10 protein-coding genes are annotated in these 17,929 nt (G+C 72.9%); 5 read left to right on the forward strand and 5 right to left on the reverse strand.

Annotated features, from left to right (window positions below):
* Together ACFO60_RS18825 and ACFO60_RS18830 are read right to left on the reverse strand one after the other, a co-directional pair.
* Nucleotides 1-792, reverse strand: a 792-nt coding sequence (locus tag ACFO60_RS18825) for a serine/threonine-protein kinase (RefSeq protein WP_380841739.1), incomplete at its 3' end; no start/stop codon positions are given.
* Nucleotides 793-902: 110 nt separating this feature from the next.
* Entirely contained in the window at nt 903-3,317 is a 2,415-nt protein-coding gene (locus ACFO60_RS18830) for a serine/threonine-protein kinase (protein WP_380841740.1), read from the reverse strand.
* Between the two features lie 349 nt (nt 3,318-3,666).
* Here ACFO60_RS18830 and ACFO60_RS18835 point away from each other — a divergent pair, with 349 nt between their 5' ends.
* Nucleotides 3,667-4,851, forward strand: a complete 1,185-nt coding sequence (locus ACFO60_RS18835) for a chorismate mutase (RefSeq protein ID WP_380841742.1) — start codon at nt 3,667-3,669, stop codon at nt 4,849-4,851.
* A gap of 90 nt (nt 4,852-4,941) precedes the next feature.
* Complete coding sequence (gene dnaE, locus ACFO60_RS18840) at nt 4,942-8,463, forward strand: DNA polymerase III subunit alpha (RefSeq protein WP_380841743.1); 3,522 nt, start codon at nt 4,942-4,944, stop codon at nt 8,461-8,463.
* A 32-nt stretch (nt 8,464-8,495) separates the two neighbouring features.
* On the opposite strand, the gene ACFO60_RS18845 is transcribed toward dnaE, so the two are convergent.
* The 3 genes from ACFO60_RS18845 to ACFO60_RS18855 form a co-directional block, all read right to left on the reverse strand.
* Nucleotides 8,496-9,578 carry a fatty acid desaturase family protein gene (locus tag ACFO60_RS18845; protein WP_465269883.1) on the reverse strand — a complete coding sequence of 361 codons (1,083 nt, stop codon included), beginning with the start codon at nt 9,576-9,578 and terminating at the stop codon, nt 8,496-8,498.
* Nucleotides 9,579-9,795: 217 nt separating this feature from the next.
* Entirely contained in the window at nt 9,796-10,719 is a 924-nt protein-coding gene (locus tag ACFO60_RS18850) for a hypothetical protein (RefSeq protein WP_380841745.1), read from the reverse strand.
* Between the two features lies 1 nt (nt 10,720).
* A complete protein-coding gene (locus ACFO60_RS18855; RefSeq protein WP_380841746.1) occupies nt 10,721-11,167 on the reverse strand; it encodes a hypothetical protein in 447 nt (148 codons plus the stop codon).
* A gap of 41 nt (nt 11,168-11,208) precedes the next feature.
* Here ACFO60_RS18855 and ACFO60_RS18860 point away from each other — a divergent pair, with 41 nt between their 5' ends.
* The 3 genes from ACFO60_RS18860 (at nt 11,209) to ACFO60_RS18870 (ending at nt 17,856) form a co-directional block, all read left to right on the forward strand.
* A complete protein-coding gene (locus ACFO60_RS18860) occupies nt 11,209-15,660 on the forward strand; it encodes a CHAT domain-containing protein (protein WP_380841747.1) in 4,452 nt (1,483 codons plus the stop codon).
* Between the two features lie 79 nt (nt 15,661-15,739).
* Nucleotides 15,740-16,630 (forward strand): oxidoreductase, encoded by an 891-nt coding sequence (locus ACFO60_RS18865; protein WP_380841748.1) that lies wholly within the window; start codon nt 15,740-15,742, stop codon nt 16,628-16,630.
* Nucleotides 16,627-17,856, forward strand: a complete 1,230-nt coding sequence (locus tag ACFO60_RS18870; RefSeq protein WP_380841749.1) for an epoxide hydrolase family protein — start codon at nt 16,627-16,629, stop codon at nt 17,854-17,856. The genes ACFO60_RS18865 and ACFO60_RS18870 overlap by 4 nt, the downstream gene beginning before the upstream one ends.
* Nucleotides 17,857-17,929: the final 73 nt, after the last annotated feature.

Here is a 17,929-nt window from a genome sequence, read left to right on the forward strand (position 1 = left end):
CACGGCCGCCTCGGCGGCCGGCATGCGCACCCAGGGGTCCTTGCGCAGCAGCCCGGCGATCACCGGGGCCAGCGGCCCCGCCAGCCGCGTGGGCTCAGGCTCGTCGCTCAGCACCGCCGCCATCGTGGGCACCGGCGCACCACGGTCGAAGGGCGGGCGGCCCTCCACGGCGGCGTACAGCGTCGCGCCGAGGGACCACAGATCGGACTCGGGCACGGCCGGGTGGCCCTGCAGCCGCTCTGGGGGGATGAACGCCGGCGTGCCCGACAGGTTGCCCGTGGTGGTCAGCGCGGTCTCTTCGGGCATCGTGGCGATGCCGAAGTCGGTCAGCACCACCCTGCCACCCTCGGTGAGCAGGACGTTCTCCGGCTTGACGTCCCGGTGGAGCACCCCTGCGGCGTGCGCGGCGCGCAGCGCGTCCAGGATCTGCCCGCCGATCTCGGCGACCGCCCGCGCCTCCAGCGGCCCTGCGGCCCTGACGACCTCGCCCAGCGACCGGGACCGCACCAGCTGCATGACGATCCAGGGCCGGCCGTCCTCCTCGATGACGTCGTGGACGACGACCACCGACGGATGGTCCAGGCGGCCGGCGGTGCGCGCCTCGCGGATCGTGCGCCGGTTGAACGCGGCGCGGTCGGCCTCGCTCATCGCGCGGTAGAGGACCTCCTTGACCGCGACCGTGCGGTCGAGGAGCTCGTCGTGGGCCCGCCAGACCACGCCCATGCCGCCGCGGCCGATCGCCTCGATCAGGCGGTATCGGCCGGCGACCCGGCGCTGCGTCTCAGCGGTCACCTCGGCTCCGCCCTCCTTCCCGCCCCGCATCGTCCCATAACCGGACGCCGGCGGGCACACGATCTCCGTCCGGGACGGCCGCCCCCCCGTCAGGCGGGGGCGGGCGGCCGCTACTTGGCGGGCTTGAAGGTCGCGGCGAAGGTCTCGAACAACTTCTTCTTGGCCTTCCAGTCCTTGTCCTCGGTCTTGAACAGCAGCGCGTAGCCGTTGTTCTTGCCGGTGACGAAGCCGCGGTCGATGACGCGCGACCGGAACCGGCTGTCGCCGAAGGTGAACTCCCAGTCGGCCGCGGTCTTCCAGTACCCCTTGACCTCCCTGATGGCGATCAGCTTGTAGCCGGGGAAGTTCCCGCTCATGCCCGGCACGTCGCGCCGCCAGACCTTCAGGGCGTCGGACTCGGGACTGGAGGTGTGGTGGACCTCCAGGTAGGAGTGCGAGTCGCCGCGGAAGCGGACCTCGCCGTTGCCCCTGCCGTCCACGTGCCAGCCCTTCGGCAGCGCGATGGAGAACCCGCTCGAGTGCTTGTACTTGTGCCACCCGTCGGGGACGCCGGCCGGGCTGGAGGAGCTCGGCTTGGGGGTGGGCGAGGGCTTCGCCGTCTCGCTCGGCGAGGCGGGGGGCGAGGACGGCGCGGCGGACGGCGCGCCCGAGTCGCCGGCGCCGGACGGGCCGGTCGCCGGGGCCGAGGAGTGCCCGCCGGACGCCGACGTGCCGCCGGCGGGGGTGTCCGAGGCCTCGCGGGCGCCGAGCCACAGGGCGATGCCCGCCACCAGGATCAGCGCGGGGACCGCGACCAGGGCGACGCGCAGGAGCGGAAGCGGGCGGCGAGGACCGCCGTCGTCGTCTCCGTCCGGTGACATCGGGATCATCGGCGGGGCGACCGAGGTGCGGAAGCCGCCGTCGTAGGAGTCCGGTGGGGGGCCTTCGTAGGAGGCGGCGGGGCTGTCGTGGTCGTCCCCGCGGTTCGCGGCGTACGAGCCGCCGCCCGGCGCGCCGCCGTAGGGGCGCTTGCGCGTCTCGGGCCGCGTCCGGCCCTCGGTGCCGCGCTCGGCCTGCTGCCGGGGGACGTGCGTCGGCCGCTGGGCCTCGCCCCGCCCGGCGGGGGCGGCCGGTCCGGCGGACCGCTCCACAGGATCGACGGGCCTGACCGGCTGGACCGGCGCCTTGATCGGCCGGCTCGCGGGCCTGGCGGGCGCGTCCGGCCCGGTGCCCGCGGAGACGTCCGCCTGCTCGCGGGCCGCCGCGCGCGCGTCCGTCCGGTGCCCGTCCGCCTGGGAGGTGCCGGCGGCCGGCGGGTCCGTCTCGGGCGCGGGCCGCTCACCCGCCGGTTCCCGGCGCCCGGCTTCCTCCTGCGCGGCCTCGTGGGGGGCCGCCTGCGCCTCGGCCTGGCGGACGGGCGGGGACGCCTCCGGCGCTCCGGGGCGGGCGGCCTCGGCCTGCGCGCCTTCCTGAGCCGCCGCGGGGGACGGCTCTTCCACGGGAGGGGCCTGGCCGGGCGTCTCGCCGGCCGGCCGCCTCGCGGCGGGGGCCTGCTTGAGCGACTGGACCTTGTCCATCGCCTCGGCCCGGCCGCGCGGCTGCGCCTCGGCGGCCTGCGGCGCCGCCCCGGGCTGCCGCCCGGCCTCCTCCGGCCGCCGTGCCGGCTTGGGCTGCTTGCGCGGCGGGCTGGTGGGAGGCGTGGGAAGCGGCGTCGCCGGAAGCGTCCGCTGGGCGGTCGTCGGGACGCTGCTGCGGTCCTCCGCGATGCTGCGCAGCATGCGCTCGGCCTGGTCGGGGCTGAGACGCTTGCCGGGGTCCTTCTCCAGCAGCCCGGACAGCACGGCCCCGAGCCGCCCCGCGCGCAGGGCGGGCTCGGGCTCGTCGTTCAGCACGGCGTGCATCGTGGCCATGGCCATGCCCTTGTCGTGCGGCGGGCGGCCCTCGACCGCGGCGTACAGCGTCGCGCCGAGCGACCAGAAGTCGGACTCGCGCTGGGCCGGATAGCCGCGCAGGCGCTCGGGGGCGATGAACGCGGGCGTGCCGACCAGACCCGTGCGGGTCATCGTCGTGTCGGTCTCCATGCGGGCGATGCCGAAGTCGGTCAGCACCACCCGGCCGTCGTCGGTGAGCAGCACGTTCTCGGGCTTGACGTCCCGGTGCAGCACCCCGGACGCGTGCGCGCTGCGCAGGGCCTCGAGGATCTGCAGCCCGATCTCGGCCACCATGCGCACCGGCATCGGCCCGTCGTCGCGCAGCACCTGGCCGAGCGAGCGCGCGTCGACGAGCTGCATGACGATCCAGGGGCGGCCGTTCTCCTCGATGACGTCGTGGACCACCACGACGTTGGGATGGGCCAGCCGGCCCGCGGCCCGCGCCTCCCTCAGCGTGCGCCGGTTGAGCTCGGCGACCTCGTCGTCCTCTGGATCGCCTGGATAGCGGACCTCCTTGACGGCGACGGCCCGGTCGAGCAGCTCGTCGTGCGCCCGCCATACGATGCCCATGCCGCCACGGCCGATCGGCTCCAGTAGCTGGTAGCGGTCGGCCACGCGGCGTCCCTGACGCCGTCCATCCGGCCGTGCTTCCGACATCACCCGCCGCTACCCCCTTCCAGGCGAATGAATCGTCCCATAGAGGTGCGCACGTGCAAACGCGGCGACGCTCGAACCGTCCGGAATGTGAGACGCGACGTCCAGCAGGTGGAGGATTTCTGTTATTCTCAGTGCCATGACTTGCTATTTCGTGGTCAGAGGCCAGGTTCCAGGAGAACCGGTCGCCGCCACGATCTAGCGCCAACCGGAGCCGGCAGAGGCGGAGACGACCTGTCTTCGCCTTTCGTCATGCAACGACCCCGCCGGCTCGCGGGTGACGCGGCCGGCGCCCACCGAGGGAGCCGACATGTCATCGACCGGGCGACCGGGCGCGCAGGCCGTACAGATCGGGAGCCTCGCCGTGGGCGCGGGCCCGGTAGTGGTGCTGGGCGGCGCCCCCGCGTGCAGGCAGGGCGCCGACGGACGGTGGCTGCGCCCGCGCGCCGGCCGCGCGGCCGAGGAACTGGCGGCGGCCAGATCCGGCTGGGACGGGCCGCTGCTCGCCGAACCGGCCTCCCCGGGCGACGCGCCGGCCGTCGCCGCGCACGCCGACGGGGTGGTGCTCGCCGCGTCGGCATGGTCAGGCGCCCCCGCGCTGGCCCGGGCGGCGTGCGCGCTCGCGCTGCCGGTCGTCGTGACCCGGGGCGCGGGAACCTCACTGGACGAGTGGCTCACGGCCGCCGCCCGCTGCGCGGACGAAGGCGCCCGCGGCGTGGTGCTGTGCGAGGACGGGGGCGCGCCGGGCGGCGGCCTCGCCGTGGACCTGGGCGCGGCGCGCGCCGCCAGAGCACTCTCCGGACGGCCGGTGCTCGCGGCGCCCGGCGACGGCGCGGAACTGGCGGCCGCCGTGGTGGCCGCCGGCGCGGACGGGCTGTGGCTCGGGGCCGAGGCCGGCGAGGAGGCGGTCGCGGCGGCCCGCGAGGCGGTGACCGTGGTCGGCGCCCTGGTCCGCGACGAGCACCCGGCGACGCTGACGGCGGCGCGGGAGGCCATCGACCGGGTCGACGCGGCGCTGGCCGTCCTGCTGGAACGCCGGGCCGGCCTCGCGGGCACCGTGCAGCGGCTCAAGCCGGTCGGCGGCTTCGCCGGCCGCGACATGGAGCGCGAGCGACGCCTGGTCGCCGCGATGGCCCGCCGCGCCCCGCTGCTGGGGGAGGAACGGCTCGCGCCGGTGATGAACGCGGTCATCGAGGCCGGCCTGCACCTGGCCGAGCAGACGCGGGCCGCCGCGCGGCGGGCCCACGAGAGCGGCCCGCGGGCGACGGACCCGGATGAGACACAGGGAACAGGCTCGGTCGGCACGCGGAAGGCGGGCCGTGACGACACGCGGGCGACGGGCGGGGGCGACACGCGGGAGGCGGGCGGGGGCGACACGCGGGAGAATGGGGCCGAGCGCTCGCCGGGCGGCACCGAGGGCGGCCCCCACCAGGGCGACCTGCGCCGTCGCGCGGCCGTGGACGCGTTCGCCGCCGACGGGCCGGATCACGATTGAGACCGGCGGGCCGCGTGTGCCGCGAGTGGCCTCCGGCACGGCGTAGGCTCTCATCCGCCGCACCGGATCGAGGGGAGAGGGACGGCCCGCATGGCTGAATCGTTTGTGCATCTGCACGTTCACACCGAGTACTCCATGCTCGACGGAGCGGCGCGGCTGAAGCAGATGTTCAAGCAGGTCGGAGACCTCGGGATGCCCGCCATCGCGATCACCGACCACGGCAACATGCACGGCGCCTACGACTTCTACAAGCAGGCGACCGGGGCCGGCATCAAGCCGATCATCGGCATCGAGGCCTACGTCGCCCCGGCCTCCCGCCACCAGAAGAAGCCCGTGCTGTGGGGCGAGCCGCACCAGAAGCGCGACGACGTCTCCGCCGGCGGCTACTACACCCACATGACCATCTGGGCGCGCAACGCCACAGGCCTGGGCAACCTGATGAAGCTCTCCTCGCGCGCCTACACCGAGGGTTTCGTGCGCAAGTGGGCGCGCATGGACGCCGAGCTGCTCGCCGAGCATTCCGAGGGCCTGATGGCCACGACCGGCTGCCCCTCGGGCGAGGTGCAGACCCGCCTGCGCCTCGGCCAGTACGACGAGGCGCTCGCGGCGGCGGCCAGGTCCCAGGAGCTCTTCGGCAAGGAGAACTACTACCTGGAGATCATGGATCACGGGCTCGACATCGAGCGCAGGGTCCGCGACGGCCTCACCAAGATCTCCGCCGAGCTGGGCATCCCGCCGCTGGTGACCAACGACTCCCACTACACCTACGAGTCCGACGCCACCTCCCACGACGCGCTGCTGTGCATCCAGACGGGCAAGCAGCTGTCCGACCCCGACCGGTTCCGCTTCGACGGCAGCGGCTACTACATCAAGACCGCCGACGAGATGCGCGCGGTCGACTCCTCCGACCTGTGGGCCGAGGGCTGCCGCAACACGCTGCTCGTCGCCGAGAAGGTCGACCCGTCCGGCATGTTCGGCTTCAAGAACCTCATGCCGACCTTCCCGATCCCCGAGGGCGAGACCGAAGAGAGCTGGTTCCGCCAGGAGATCGAGCGGGGCATGCGCCGCCGGTTCCCCGAGGGGGTGGACGAGGAGCACCAGCAGCAGATCGAGTTCGAGATGAACGTCATCCTGCAGATGGGGTTCCCCTCCTACTTCCTCGTGGTCGCCGACTTCATCATGTGGGCCAAGAACAACGGCATCCGGGTCGGTCCCGGCCGCGGCTCGGCCGCCGGCTCGCTGGCGGCGTACGCGCTCGGCATCACCGACCTCGACCCGCTGCCGCACGGCCTGATCTTCGAACGGTTCCTCAACCCCGACCGCGTCTCCATGCCCGACGTCGACATCGACTTCGACGAACGCCGGCGGGCCGACGTGATCCGGTACGTCACCGAGAAGTACGGCGCCGACAAGGTCGCGATGATCGCCACCTTCGGCACCATCAAGGCGAAAGCGGCCATCAAGGACGCCGCCCGCGTCCTCGGCTATCCCTACGCGCTCGGCGACAAGGTGTCCAAGGCCTTCCCGCCGGCGGTGATGGGCAAGGACATCCCGCTGTCGGGCATCTTCGAAAAGGACCACCCGCGCTACAACGAGGCCGGAGAACTGCGCAAGCTGTACGAGGAGGACGTCGACGTCAAGGCGGCGATGGACCTCGGCAAGGGCCTCGAAGGGCTGATCCGGCAGACCGGCGTGCACGCCGCGGGCGTCATCATGTCCCGCGAGGTCCTCACCGACTACATCCCGATCATGCGCCGCGACTCCGACGGCGCGATCATCACGCAGTTCGACTACCCGACCTGCGAGACGCTCGGCCTGCTCAAGATGGACTTCCTGGGCCTGCGCAACCTCACGATCATCGACGACTGCCTGAAGATGATCGAGGCCAACACCGGCAACATGATCGACCTGCTGAAGCTGCCGCTGGACGATCCGCGGACCTACGAGCTGCTCGGCCGGGGCGACACTCTCGGGGTGTTCCAGCTCGACGGCGGCGGCATGCGCTCGCTGCTGCGGCTGATGAAGCCCGACAACTTCGAGGACATCTCCGCCGTCGGCGCGCTCTACCGGCCCGGCCCGATGGGCGCCAACTCCCACACCAACTACGCGCTGCGCAAGAACGGCCAGCAGGAGATCACCCCCATCCACGAGGAGTTCCGCGAGTCGCTGGCGGAGATCCTCGGCACGACCCACGGCCTGATCGTCTATCAGGAGCAGGTCATGGCCATCGCGCAGAAGGTCGCCGGGTTCTCGCTCGGCAAGGCCGACCTGCTGCGCCGCGCGATGGGCAAGAAGAAGAAGTCCGAGCTGGACAAGCAGTTCGAGTCCTTCGAACAGGGCATGAAGGACAACGGCTACTCCGCCGCGGCCGTCAAGACCCTGTGGGACATCCTGCTCCCGTTCTCCGACTACGCCTTCAACAAGGCCCACAGCGCCGCCTACGGGCTGGTCTCCTACTGGACCGCCTACCTCAAGGCCAACTACCCGGCCGAGTACATGGCCGCGCTGCTCACCTCGGTGAAGGACGACAAGGACAAGTCGGCGCTCTACCTCAACGAGTGCCGCCGCATGGGCATCAAGGTGCTGCCGCCGGACGTCAACGACTCCGACTTCGACTTCACCCCGCGCGGCACCGACATCCGCTTCGGCCTGTCGGCCATCCGCAACGTCGGCGGGAACGTCGTCGACGGGATCATCTCCTCGCGTAAGGAGAAGGGCCGCTTCGCCGACTTCAAGGACTTCCTGCGCAAGGTGCCCGCCCTGGTCTGCAACAAGCGGGTCATCGAGTCGCTGATCAAGGCGGGCGCGTTCGACTCGCTCGGCCACGTGCGCAAGGGCCTGGTCATGGTGCACGAGCAGGCCGTCGACGGCATCATCGACATCAAGAAGAACGAGGCCATCGGCCAGGACTCCCTGTTCGGGGCGATCGACGGGGCCGAGGACCAGACCTTCGACGTGCAGGTCCCGCCGGGTGAGTGGGACAAGTCCACGCTGCTGGTCTTCGAGCGCGAGATGCTCGGCCTGTACGTCTCCGACCACCCGCTGTTCGGCGTCGAGCACATCCTGTCGGCGGGCGCCGACTGCTCGATCGCGGCGCTGCAGTCCGACGACCGTCCCGACGGGCAGGTAATCACGGTGGGCGGCATCCTGACCGGCCTGCAGCGCAAGGTCACCAAGAAGGGCGACACCTGGGTGCTCACCACCCTGGAGGACCTCGAAGGCGCCATCGAGGTGATGATCTTCCCGTCGGCCTACCAGCTGTGCGCCACCGTGCTCGCCGAGGACGCCATCGTCTTCGTCAAGGGCAGGCTGGACAAGCGCGAGGACGTCGCCAAGATCGTGGCGATGGAGGTCACCGCGCCCGACCTGTCCCAGGAGGCGGGCGGCCCGCTCGTGGTCAGCATGCCGCTCACGCGCTGCACGCCGCCGGTGATCGGCCGCCTCAAAGAGGTGCTGACCACCCATCGCGGCACGACCGAGGTCCACCTGCAACTGCACAACGGCTCCAAGACCACGATCGTGCAACTGGACGACCGCCTCAGGGTGGCTCCCTCGCCCGCGCTGATGGGTGACCTCAAACAGCTCCTCGGCCCCGCCTGCCTGGGAGTCTGACGCCCGCCGGCGGTCGTCCGCGCGTCAGGCCCTCAGGCCGCGTCCTGCGACTCGCCGGCGGACCCGGAGCCGGTGGAAGAACCGCGCGCCCTGATCGGCGCGCCCACGGCGTGCATGTGGCGCAAGGCCTGGGCGTAGGAGTCGACCAGGCCGGTCTCGTGGTAGGCGACGCCGAGCTCCGCGCAGTAGGCGCGCACCAGCGGCTGGGCCAGACGCAGGTTGGGCGTCGGCATGCTGGGGAACAGGTGGTGCTCGATCTGGTAGTTGAGGCCCCCCAGGGCGATGTCCACCACCAGGCCGCCGCGCACGTCGCGGGAGGTGAGCACCTGACGCCGCAGGAAGTCCAGGCGGTCCTCGGCCGTCAGCGTGGGCATGCCCTTGTGGTTGGGCGCGAACGTGCAGCCGAGGTACACCCCGAAGATCGCCTGGTGGACGGCGACGAACAACAGTCCCTTGCCCAGGGGCAGCACGGCGAAGACCACTCCGAGGTACGCCGCGACATGGGCGACCAGCAGCGCGGCCTCCACCCACCGGTGCTTGAGGTGGGGACGCCGCAGCGCCCGGAAGCTCGCCACGTGCAGGTTCCATCCCTCCAGCGTCAGCAGGGGGAAGAACAGGAACGCCTGCCACCGGCCGAGGAACCTCGGCAGGCCCCGGCTCGCCTCGGCCTGCCTGCGCGACCAGATCAGCACCTCGGGGGAGACGTCGGGGTCGTGCTCCTCGTGGTTGGGGTTGGCGTGGTGGCGGGTGTGCTTGTCCATCCACCAGCCGTAGCTCATGCCGACGAGCAGATTTCCCGCCAGCCATCCGGCCGCCTGGCTGAGCCGCCTTGACCGGAAGACCTGCCGGTGGGCCAGGTCGTGGGCGACGAGCGCCACCTGGGTGATGACCACCGCGAGGTAGACCGCCACCAGGAGCTGGGCCCAGGAATCGCCCAGCGCGAGGAACGCCGCCCAGCCGCCCGCGAGCAGGACGGCGACGAGGCCGAGGCGCAGAGTGTAGTAACCGGGGCGCCTGTCCAGCAGGCCGGCCTCGGCCACCCGCCGCGAGAGCCTGGCGAAGTCGCTGCCGCGCGCTTCGCGCTCGGTGGCTTCGATGGTCGAAGGGGTGATCACGCGTCTCCTGACGTGGTGGCGGATCGTCCGCCCGTCCCTGTGCCGAGAGGTCACCGCATGCGGCATCGGACGGATCGGACAGGACCCTTCAACACTGTCCGGATCACCATGTCTCGCGACATCCGGCTACCCGGCGGGTAAAAGGTAGGGCTAGCCCCACCATGGACCTGGCCGGGCCCCTGCCACGCCAGGGGCGACTGGGCGGCGTTCCCCGAGGTCAGGTGAACTCCGGGGTGGTGGCGCGGGAGCCTGTGGTCAGGTAGGTGGTGAGGCGGGCGCCTTCGGCGCGCTCGGCGGAGGGGTTCGTGGGGAGGGGCCAGCGGGCGGCTTCGTAGAGAAGGCGGCGGTGAAGGTCGAAGGAGGCTTCGAACAGGTCGCCGAGTGCGACCGCGGCCGGGAGGGCGCGGCGCAGGGAGGCGAACGCCACCACGAGTGAGATCGGAAGCGCCCACCATGTCCAGACTGTCCAGACGGCGAAGAGGGCGGCGGTGACGAGGGTCTGGACGGTCAGCATCAGGGTGGTGCGGGCGGCGGTGATCTCCTGGCGGGTGGTGTCCGGCAGGAGCAGCCACAGGCGGGGCCAGCAGACGATCGGGTCGAGCCCGTAGCGGGAGCGGATGCGGGACTCCGAGGCGCGCAGCACGTTGCCGAGGCGGGTCGGCATGCGCTGCGCGCGCGGGACGGGGACACGACGGTGACGTCTCTGCAGCCGGGCTCGCTCGGCGAGTTGCTCGGCGGTCAGCGACGCGGGCGGCAGGGCCGCGAGGTCGCGCAGGCGGGCGCTTCGGGCGTCGGCGCGGCCGGAGAGACGGCGGCGCATCAAGGACGCCAGCGGGGCGAACGGCCGCGGCCAGTAACCCTGGAGGAGCCGCAGGACCGGCGGGGCGAGCTGCTGGAGGGCCAGCCCGGACAGCGTGACCAGCACGAGCGGCGCGACCACGTACAGGCCCTGGACGATCGGCGACAGGCCCTGGACGTGGCGGCTCAGCTCGCGCAGCCGCTCTTGGGCGCCCGAGGGGCCCGGGCGCAGCAGCCACGCCGCCAGGCCGCCGCACCAGAACGCGAACGCCGGGGAGAACAGCGCCGCCGCCCACCGGTCGGAGAGCTTTCCGCCGACCCCCTTCCAGAAGTCGCCGAACACGTCACGCCCCGTCGAGGATGATCAGGGAGGTGCCGTCGTCCGGGCAGTGCCCAGGTGGCTGCTCCTCGTCGTCGGCGTCCAGCACCACCCAGACCCGGCCGCACAGCGGGCAGGCGTGCCGCTCGTAGACGATCAGGGCGTCGCCGCCGAGATGCCCGTAACGCTCCCTCGGGACGGCCGGGTCCAGCAGCACGTTCAGGCGGTCACGCGTCGGCGCGGCCGAGGCGATCAGCGCGAGGAGCTCGTCCAGGATCTCCTCGCCGTCCTCGCCGTCCTCGCCGTCCTCGCCGTCCTCGCGCGCCGGACGCCAACGAGCCGCCAGCGCCTCGATCCGCGCGCGCGGCGGCTCCCCGCCGGGCAGCAGCGAAGGCAGCTCGGAGATGACACGTTCGACGGCCGCCGCGAAAACGCCCTTGCCCGCCTGGGCGTCCAACTCGTGAGAGGGCACCTCCCCATTCTTCCGTCCGGACGGCCGAGAGGGTACAGAACATGAAGGATCAGCTCGAAGAGGCGAAGCGCGTCCTGTTCGACGCGTCGACCATGGCCGACCGCCTCGCCGTCTTCGACGCGCGTCCCTGGCTCTTGGACGAGCCGGCCGGCGCCGTCCTGGACGCCCTGATCGCCGAGGGCGGCGAAGACCTGGAACACCTGGCGGCCTTCCGCGGCCGGCTCCTCGCGTTGCGCGCCCATGGCGACGACGCCCCCTACCTGCCCGAAGAGGCCGCGTACACCCTCAAGTCCGAACCGCAGGACGTCTCGGACGCCGTGGAGGCCCTCATGCTCGGCCCCCGCGACCCCACGCGCCTGCTGGACGAACACCCCGCGCTCCTGGGCGAGGAGGCGGCGGCGCTCGCCGCCGACGTGGCCGAACAGGCCCGCTTCTTCGGCGACCACGACATGGCCGACGAACTGGACGGGCGGATGGAAGCGCTGCGGGAGATCGCCCGTTCCGGCGCCGTCCTGCCTCGCGCCGAGGTCGTCGACCTCTACAACGACCTGGCCCTTGCCCGCGGCGAGCACCGGGCGATGGACCGGTGGTTCGCCGAGCACCCGGAGGCGCTGTCGACGCACTTCCTGACGTTCGTGTGGTACCAGTTCGTCGTCATCCGCGATGACGACGACGCCGAGCGCATCCTCATGGGCGAACCGGGCCGCTATCTCCACCGGGTGGAGCAGCTGTGCCGGCGCGTCGGCGAGGAGGAGGCGCTCGCCCGTCTCGGCCGGGCGCCCGATCTGGAGGACGACTTCGCGGCGCTCGCCGCGGCCCTCGACGAGCTCGCGGAGCGCTCGGAGTCCGCAGGGGGCGGGAAGGGCGCGGAGCCCGCGAAGAGGCTGGAGCGCACGGAGAGCGGCGCCACGGGTCTGCGGAGCGTGGTGGCTGACGCGGATCCGGACCTCGCGGAGGAACTCTCCGCGAGGCTCCTCGATCACCCGTGCCTGCCCGGCCTCGCCGGTGACACGCACGCCCGCGTGCTCGGCCAGGCCGGCGTGACGCTGTCGCACGTCTACGACACGCGCCCGTCCCGCCGGCTCGCCGAACTGCGCGTCGCGCTCGCGGAGACCGCGACGACGCCCCCGGTGTTCGACGACGAGGTCCAGGCCGTCCTGCTCGATCAACTCGGCGACGCGCTGACGGCGCTCGGCACGCACACCGGATCTCCCGACGACTTCCGCGCCGCGCTCACCGCGTACGGCCAGGCGGGGTATCTCACCGACGCGGACGCCCCGGAGGCTGTCGGCCGGCTGGAGTCGTTCGGCTCCGCCTATTGGAACCTGTACCAGCACGTCAGGGAACCCGAGCTGCTCGACGGCGCCGTCGCCGCGTTCGAGGAGGCCGGGCTCCGGGGCGCGAACGTGGCCGACCGGCTCGCGCTCGTCCGCGCCGGGGCCGCCGGCGAGCCCCCCGCACCCCAGGCCGGGGCGGTCACCGCTCTCTTCGCGGTCCGGGGAGGGGCGGCCGCCGCGTCCTCCACGATTCAGTCCGGGGCGGCCGCCGAGTCTCTCGCGACCGATGCCGAGGCCCGGTGCGTGCGGTTCGCCGAGACCCTCGACCCCGGCGACCTCGCGGCCGCGCTCGACGCGATCGGGAACCTCGCGGACGCCGGGAGCGGGCGGCTGGACTGGACCGAGCTCGCCGAAGGGCTCGCGGGACTCGTCAGGCGCGGCCTGTTACTCACCGACGGCCGTGACATCGTCGATCTCGCGCTCTTCCGGCTGCGGGACGCGCCCGGCGCGACACGAGCGGCTCTGCTGAGCATGCTGCTCGCCGCGCGCCACACTCGCACCGGCGACGCCGGTGACATCGTCGCCGCCACCGACCTGCTGGAGGACCGGATCGCGGCCGCCCCGCCCGGGAGCCAGGATCACCGGAACCTGCTGTCGCTGGCCGGAGGCCTGTGGCGCGAGCGATACGCGGCGACCGGCGACCCCGCCGCCTTCGCCAAGGCCAAGGAGCGGCTGGACTCCGTGCTCGCGGACGCGGAACCCGATGACGCCCTGTTCCCCGTCGCGACCACGAACCTCGGGGCTCTGTGGCGTGCCCGCTACAACGCCACGGGTGACCTTACCTTCCTGGACGAGGCGATCGGCACCTACGAACGCGCGTTGAAGGGCTGGTCGGACGGGTCGGTGCTGTGGGCGAGGGCGGTCGGCAACCTCGCCAACGCGGTGCGCGCCTCCTATGAGCCGACCGGTGACCTGACCCGTCTCGACCGGGCCATCGCCCTGCAGGAGCGCAGCCTGCAGGCCTTTCCCGTCGACCATCCGGCCAGGCCCCAGCGCCTCATCAACCTGGCGAACGCCCTGCTGACCCGTCAGGCCGCGACCGTTCAGTCCCCGGCCGTTCAGTCCCCGGCCGTTCAGTCCCCGGCCGTTCAAGCTCCGGCCGTTCAAGCTCCGGCCGTTCAAGTGGTGACCGGGCAGGCCGCGATGGTGGAGGCTGCGACCGTCGAAGCCGCGACCGGCCGGTCCGCGGACGGCCGAGCCGCCGACCTGGCCCGCGCCCGGGCGCTGTACACCGAGGTGCTCGGCCGGCTGCCCGAGGGGGCGCCCTGGCGTGCCGACGTGCTGTCGGCGCTCGGCATGGCCGCCGGGAGGGCGTTCGACCTGACCGGTGACCCCGGCGAGCTCGAAACGGCGGTCCGGCTCTGCCGCGAGGCCGTCTCGACGGCGCCGCCGGGGACGCCTCAGGCGCGGGTGGCGCTGTGGCGGCTGGCCGAAGCCCTCGAACGCCGCCGGGTGTCCGCCACCGGCGCGCAGGACGACTCCGAGGGAGTGGAGATCTTCCGAGAACTGTGCGCCGGCGCGGACGGGGACGAACTGCGCCTGGTCGCGGCCGTCACCTGGTCGTCGTACGCGGCGCGCCGCGAGGCGTGGGAGGAGGCCGCGGAGGCGGCCAGGGCCGGGCTCGGCGCGATGGACGCGCTGGCGCACCTCCAGGTGCGCCGGGATCTGCGTGCCGGGATCACGGCCCGATATCCCGGCTTCCTCGCCACCGGGGTCTGCGCGCTCGCCCGTACCGGTGACGTCGAGGGCGCGGTCCTCGCGGTGGAGCGGGCACGGGCCGTGACGCTCAGCGAGACCCTCGACCTTGGTGCGCGCGAGACGCTGACGCTCTCCGACGAGGGGCACCCCGAACTGGCCGGCCGGTTCGGCGCGGCGGTGCGACGCTGGCGCGCCGTCTCCGGGCGAGACCTCGGGCGGGTGCTCGCGGGCGGATTCGCCGAGCCCGCGCCGCCCGCGGACAACGAGGCCGTGCGCGCCGCCCGCGCCGGCCTCGACGCGCTGATCGGCGAAATCAGGGCGCTCCCCGGCCGGGAAGGCTTCCTCCGGCCGCCGGCCTTCGCCGACCTTCCGCGCTCGCGCGACCCGCTGGTCTATCTCGTGGCGAGCCCGCACGGCGGCGTCGCCCTGGTCGTCCGGGACGGCCGGACGCACGCGCTCGACCTGCCCGGCCTGACCCCCGACCAGGCGCTGACCTGGCTGGACGGACTCGCCTCTGGGGTGCCGGACCTCGCCACCGCCTCCCTGTGGGAGACGGTCGTCGGCCCCCTTCTGGAGGTGATCGGAGACGGGCCGGTCACGCTGATCCCGGCCGGACTGCTCGACCTGCTGCCGTTCACCGCCGCCTGGACGCCCGACATCGGCCGTCCCACGGGCCGCCGCCACGCCGACGACCACCTGACGATCACCACCGCCCCGAACGCCCGCGTCCACGCCGCCGCCCGCGCCCGCGCCGAGGCGCACGGGTCCCTCGCCCGGCTCCTCGCGGTCCACGACCCCCGGCCCACGGCCCTCGCTCCGCTTCCTGCCGCCTCCGCTGAGGCGGAGGCGGCGATGACCCACTTCTCCGGCGGGCTCGTCGTGTCGGGGGAGGGGGCGACCCGCGACCTTGTGCTGTCCCACCTCGCCGAGGCCGACGCCGTCCACTTCGCCTGCCACGGCCGCGCCGACGTCCTCGATCCCCTGGGCAGTGCCCTCTTCCTCGCCCACGACGAGCCGGTGACCCTCGCCGACCTTCTGCGCGTACACGTCCCGGTCCGCCTCGCCGTCCTGTCGGCCTGCGAGACCGGACTGCCGGGCCTGCGCGCCCTCGACGAGATCATCAGTCTCCCGGCGGGTCTGCTGGAGGCCGGCAGCGCCGGGGTGATCGCCTCCCGCTGGCCCGTCCCCGACCTCTCCACGGCCTTGCTCATGATCCGCTTCTACGACGCGTGGCGTCGCGACGGCGTCCCGCCCGCCGAGGCCCTGCGGATCGCCCAGCGCTGGCTGCGCGACACCACCAACGCCGAGAAGACCGCCTACCTCGCTCCGGACGGTCCGAGCGGCCTCCCGCGCGACGTCGCCCGCCCGCTGTGGCGCTCACTCGTCCACCTCACCCCCGACGCCCGATCCTTCACCTCCCCTCTCCAGTGGGCCGCCTTCACCTACGTCGGCGCGTGACCGGCCCAGGGCCCGACCGCCCCGCGACGCCCCGCGGAGACGGGATCCAGTGGTGCGGAGAGGGTGGGAGACTCCGGTTATGGAGTCAGAGACGATCACGGCTGCGGCCGCGGGCACGTGGAGGCTCGGTGACCTGACGGTCAACCGTCTGGGGTTCGGCGCGATGCGGCTGACGGGCACCGCCGCGTTCGACCTGGGGACGACGCGCGACCGGGAGCGGTCGATCGGCGTACTGCGGCGGGCGGTGGAACTGGGCGTGAACCACATCGACACCGCCGCGTTCTACTTCTCGGCGCTGCGCTCCGCCAACGAGCTGATCAACAGCGCCCTGGCGCCGTACCCGGAGGATCTGGTCATCGTCACCAAGGTGGGGCCGGGGCGCGACCCGTCGGGCGAGTGGCTTCCCTGGGCCCGGCCCGAGCAGTTGCGCGGTCAGGTGGAGGAGAACCTGCGCCAGCTCGGCCGCGACCACCTCGACGTCGTGAACCTGCGCGTCAACGGGCCGGGGCCGGTCGCCGAGCACTTCGGCGCTCTGGCCGACCTGCGGAAGGCCGGCCTGATCCGCCATCTGGGAATCTCCAACGTCAGCCCCGCGCAGTTCTCCGAGGCCCAGGCGGTGGCGCCCGTGGTCTGCGTGCAGAACCGCTACGGCCTCGACGGCCGGCGTCCCAACTCCGAGGCACTCGTGCGGATCTGCGGCGAACAGGGCATCGCCTTCGTGCCGTTCTTCGCCATCGCCGGTGAGGGACGCGAGACCGGCGCCGGCGGAGGGGAGGACGGCGCGGTGACCGCCGTCGCCCGCGCGCGCGGTGCGACGCCCGCGCAGGTCCGGCTGGCCTGGACGCTGCACCAGGGCCCGCACATCCTGGCCATTCCGGGCACCGGCGATCCGGACCACCTCGCCGAGAACGTCGCCGCCGGCGCGCTGCGCCTCTCGGCCGACGATCTGGCTCTCCTGGAGACCTCATGACGCCGGCCCGCCCGTTCCCGCTGGAGGCGGCGCCGATCCACGTGCCCGACGAGGTGCTCGCCGACCTGCGGCGGCGCCTCGCGCTGACCCGCCTCCCCGATGACGTGGGCAACGACGACCGGTACTACGGCGTCGACCGCGGCTACCTGCAAGAGCTGGTCGGCTACTGGCGCACCGGCTACGACTGGCGCGCCGCCGAGGCCGCGATCAACGCCTACGAGCACTACCGCGTCGAGGTCGAGGGCGTGCCGGTGCACTTCATGCGCAAGGCCGGGGTCGGCCCGAACCCGACGCCGCTGATCCTCTCGCACGGCTGGCCGTGGACGTTCTGGCACTGGTCCAAGGTCATCGGCCCGCTGGCCGACCCGGGCGCGCACGGCGGCGACCCCGCCGAGGCGTTCGACGTGATCGTCCCGTCCCTCCCCGGCTTCGGGTTCTCCACGCCGCTGCCGGACAACCCGGACATGAACTTCTGGAAGATCGCCGACCTCTGGCACACCCTCATGACGCGGACCCTCGGCCACGCCAAGTACGCCGCCGCCGGCTGCGACGTCGGGGCGCTGATCACCGGCCAGCTCGGGCACAAGTACGCCGGCGAGCTGCACGCCGTCCACATCGGATCCGGGCTGAAGCTCACCTTGTTCAACGGCGACCGGGCCTGGGACCTCAGCGGCGGCCGGCCCATCCCCGAAGGCCTGCCCGCCGATGTTCACGCGCGGGTCGTCGAGCTGGACAGGCGGTTCGCCGTCCACCTCGCCGCGCACATGCTCGCCCCGAGCACGCTGGCCCACGGGCTGTCCGACTCGCCCGCGGGCATGCTCGCCTGGCTACTCGAACGCTGGATGAAATGGAGCGACAACGGCGGCGACATCGAGACCGTCTTCACCAAGGACGACCTGCTCACCCACGCCATGATCTTCTGGGTGACCAACTCGATCGGCACCTCGATACGCACCTACGCCAACAACAACCGCTACCCCTGGACGCCGTCCCACGACCGGTGGCCGGTCGTCGAGGCGCCGACCGGAATCACCTTCGTCGGCCACGAGAACCCGCCCGGCGTCACCACCGGACAGCGCGTCCAGAACTTCCTCGACGGCGACCGCGCCGCCTGGTACAACCACGTCAACCTCACCGCCCACGACCACGGCGGCCACTTCATCCCCTGGGAGATCCCCGGCGAATGGGTCGCCGACCTGCGCCGGACCTTCCACGGCCGCCGATAGCCGGGGTGGCCGGGCTCACTCCTGTTCGGACTCGTCCTCGAAGACGACGCCTTCGGTGGGGCCGGCCACCCCG

It is taken from the genome of Sphaerisporangium dianthi, from assembly GCF_042654065.1.
Taxonomy (GTDB): Bacteria; Actinomycetota; Actinomycetes; order Streptosporangiales; family Streptosporangiaceae; genus Sphaerisporangium; species Sphaerisporangium dianthi.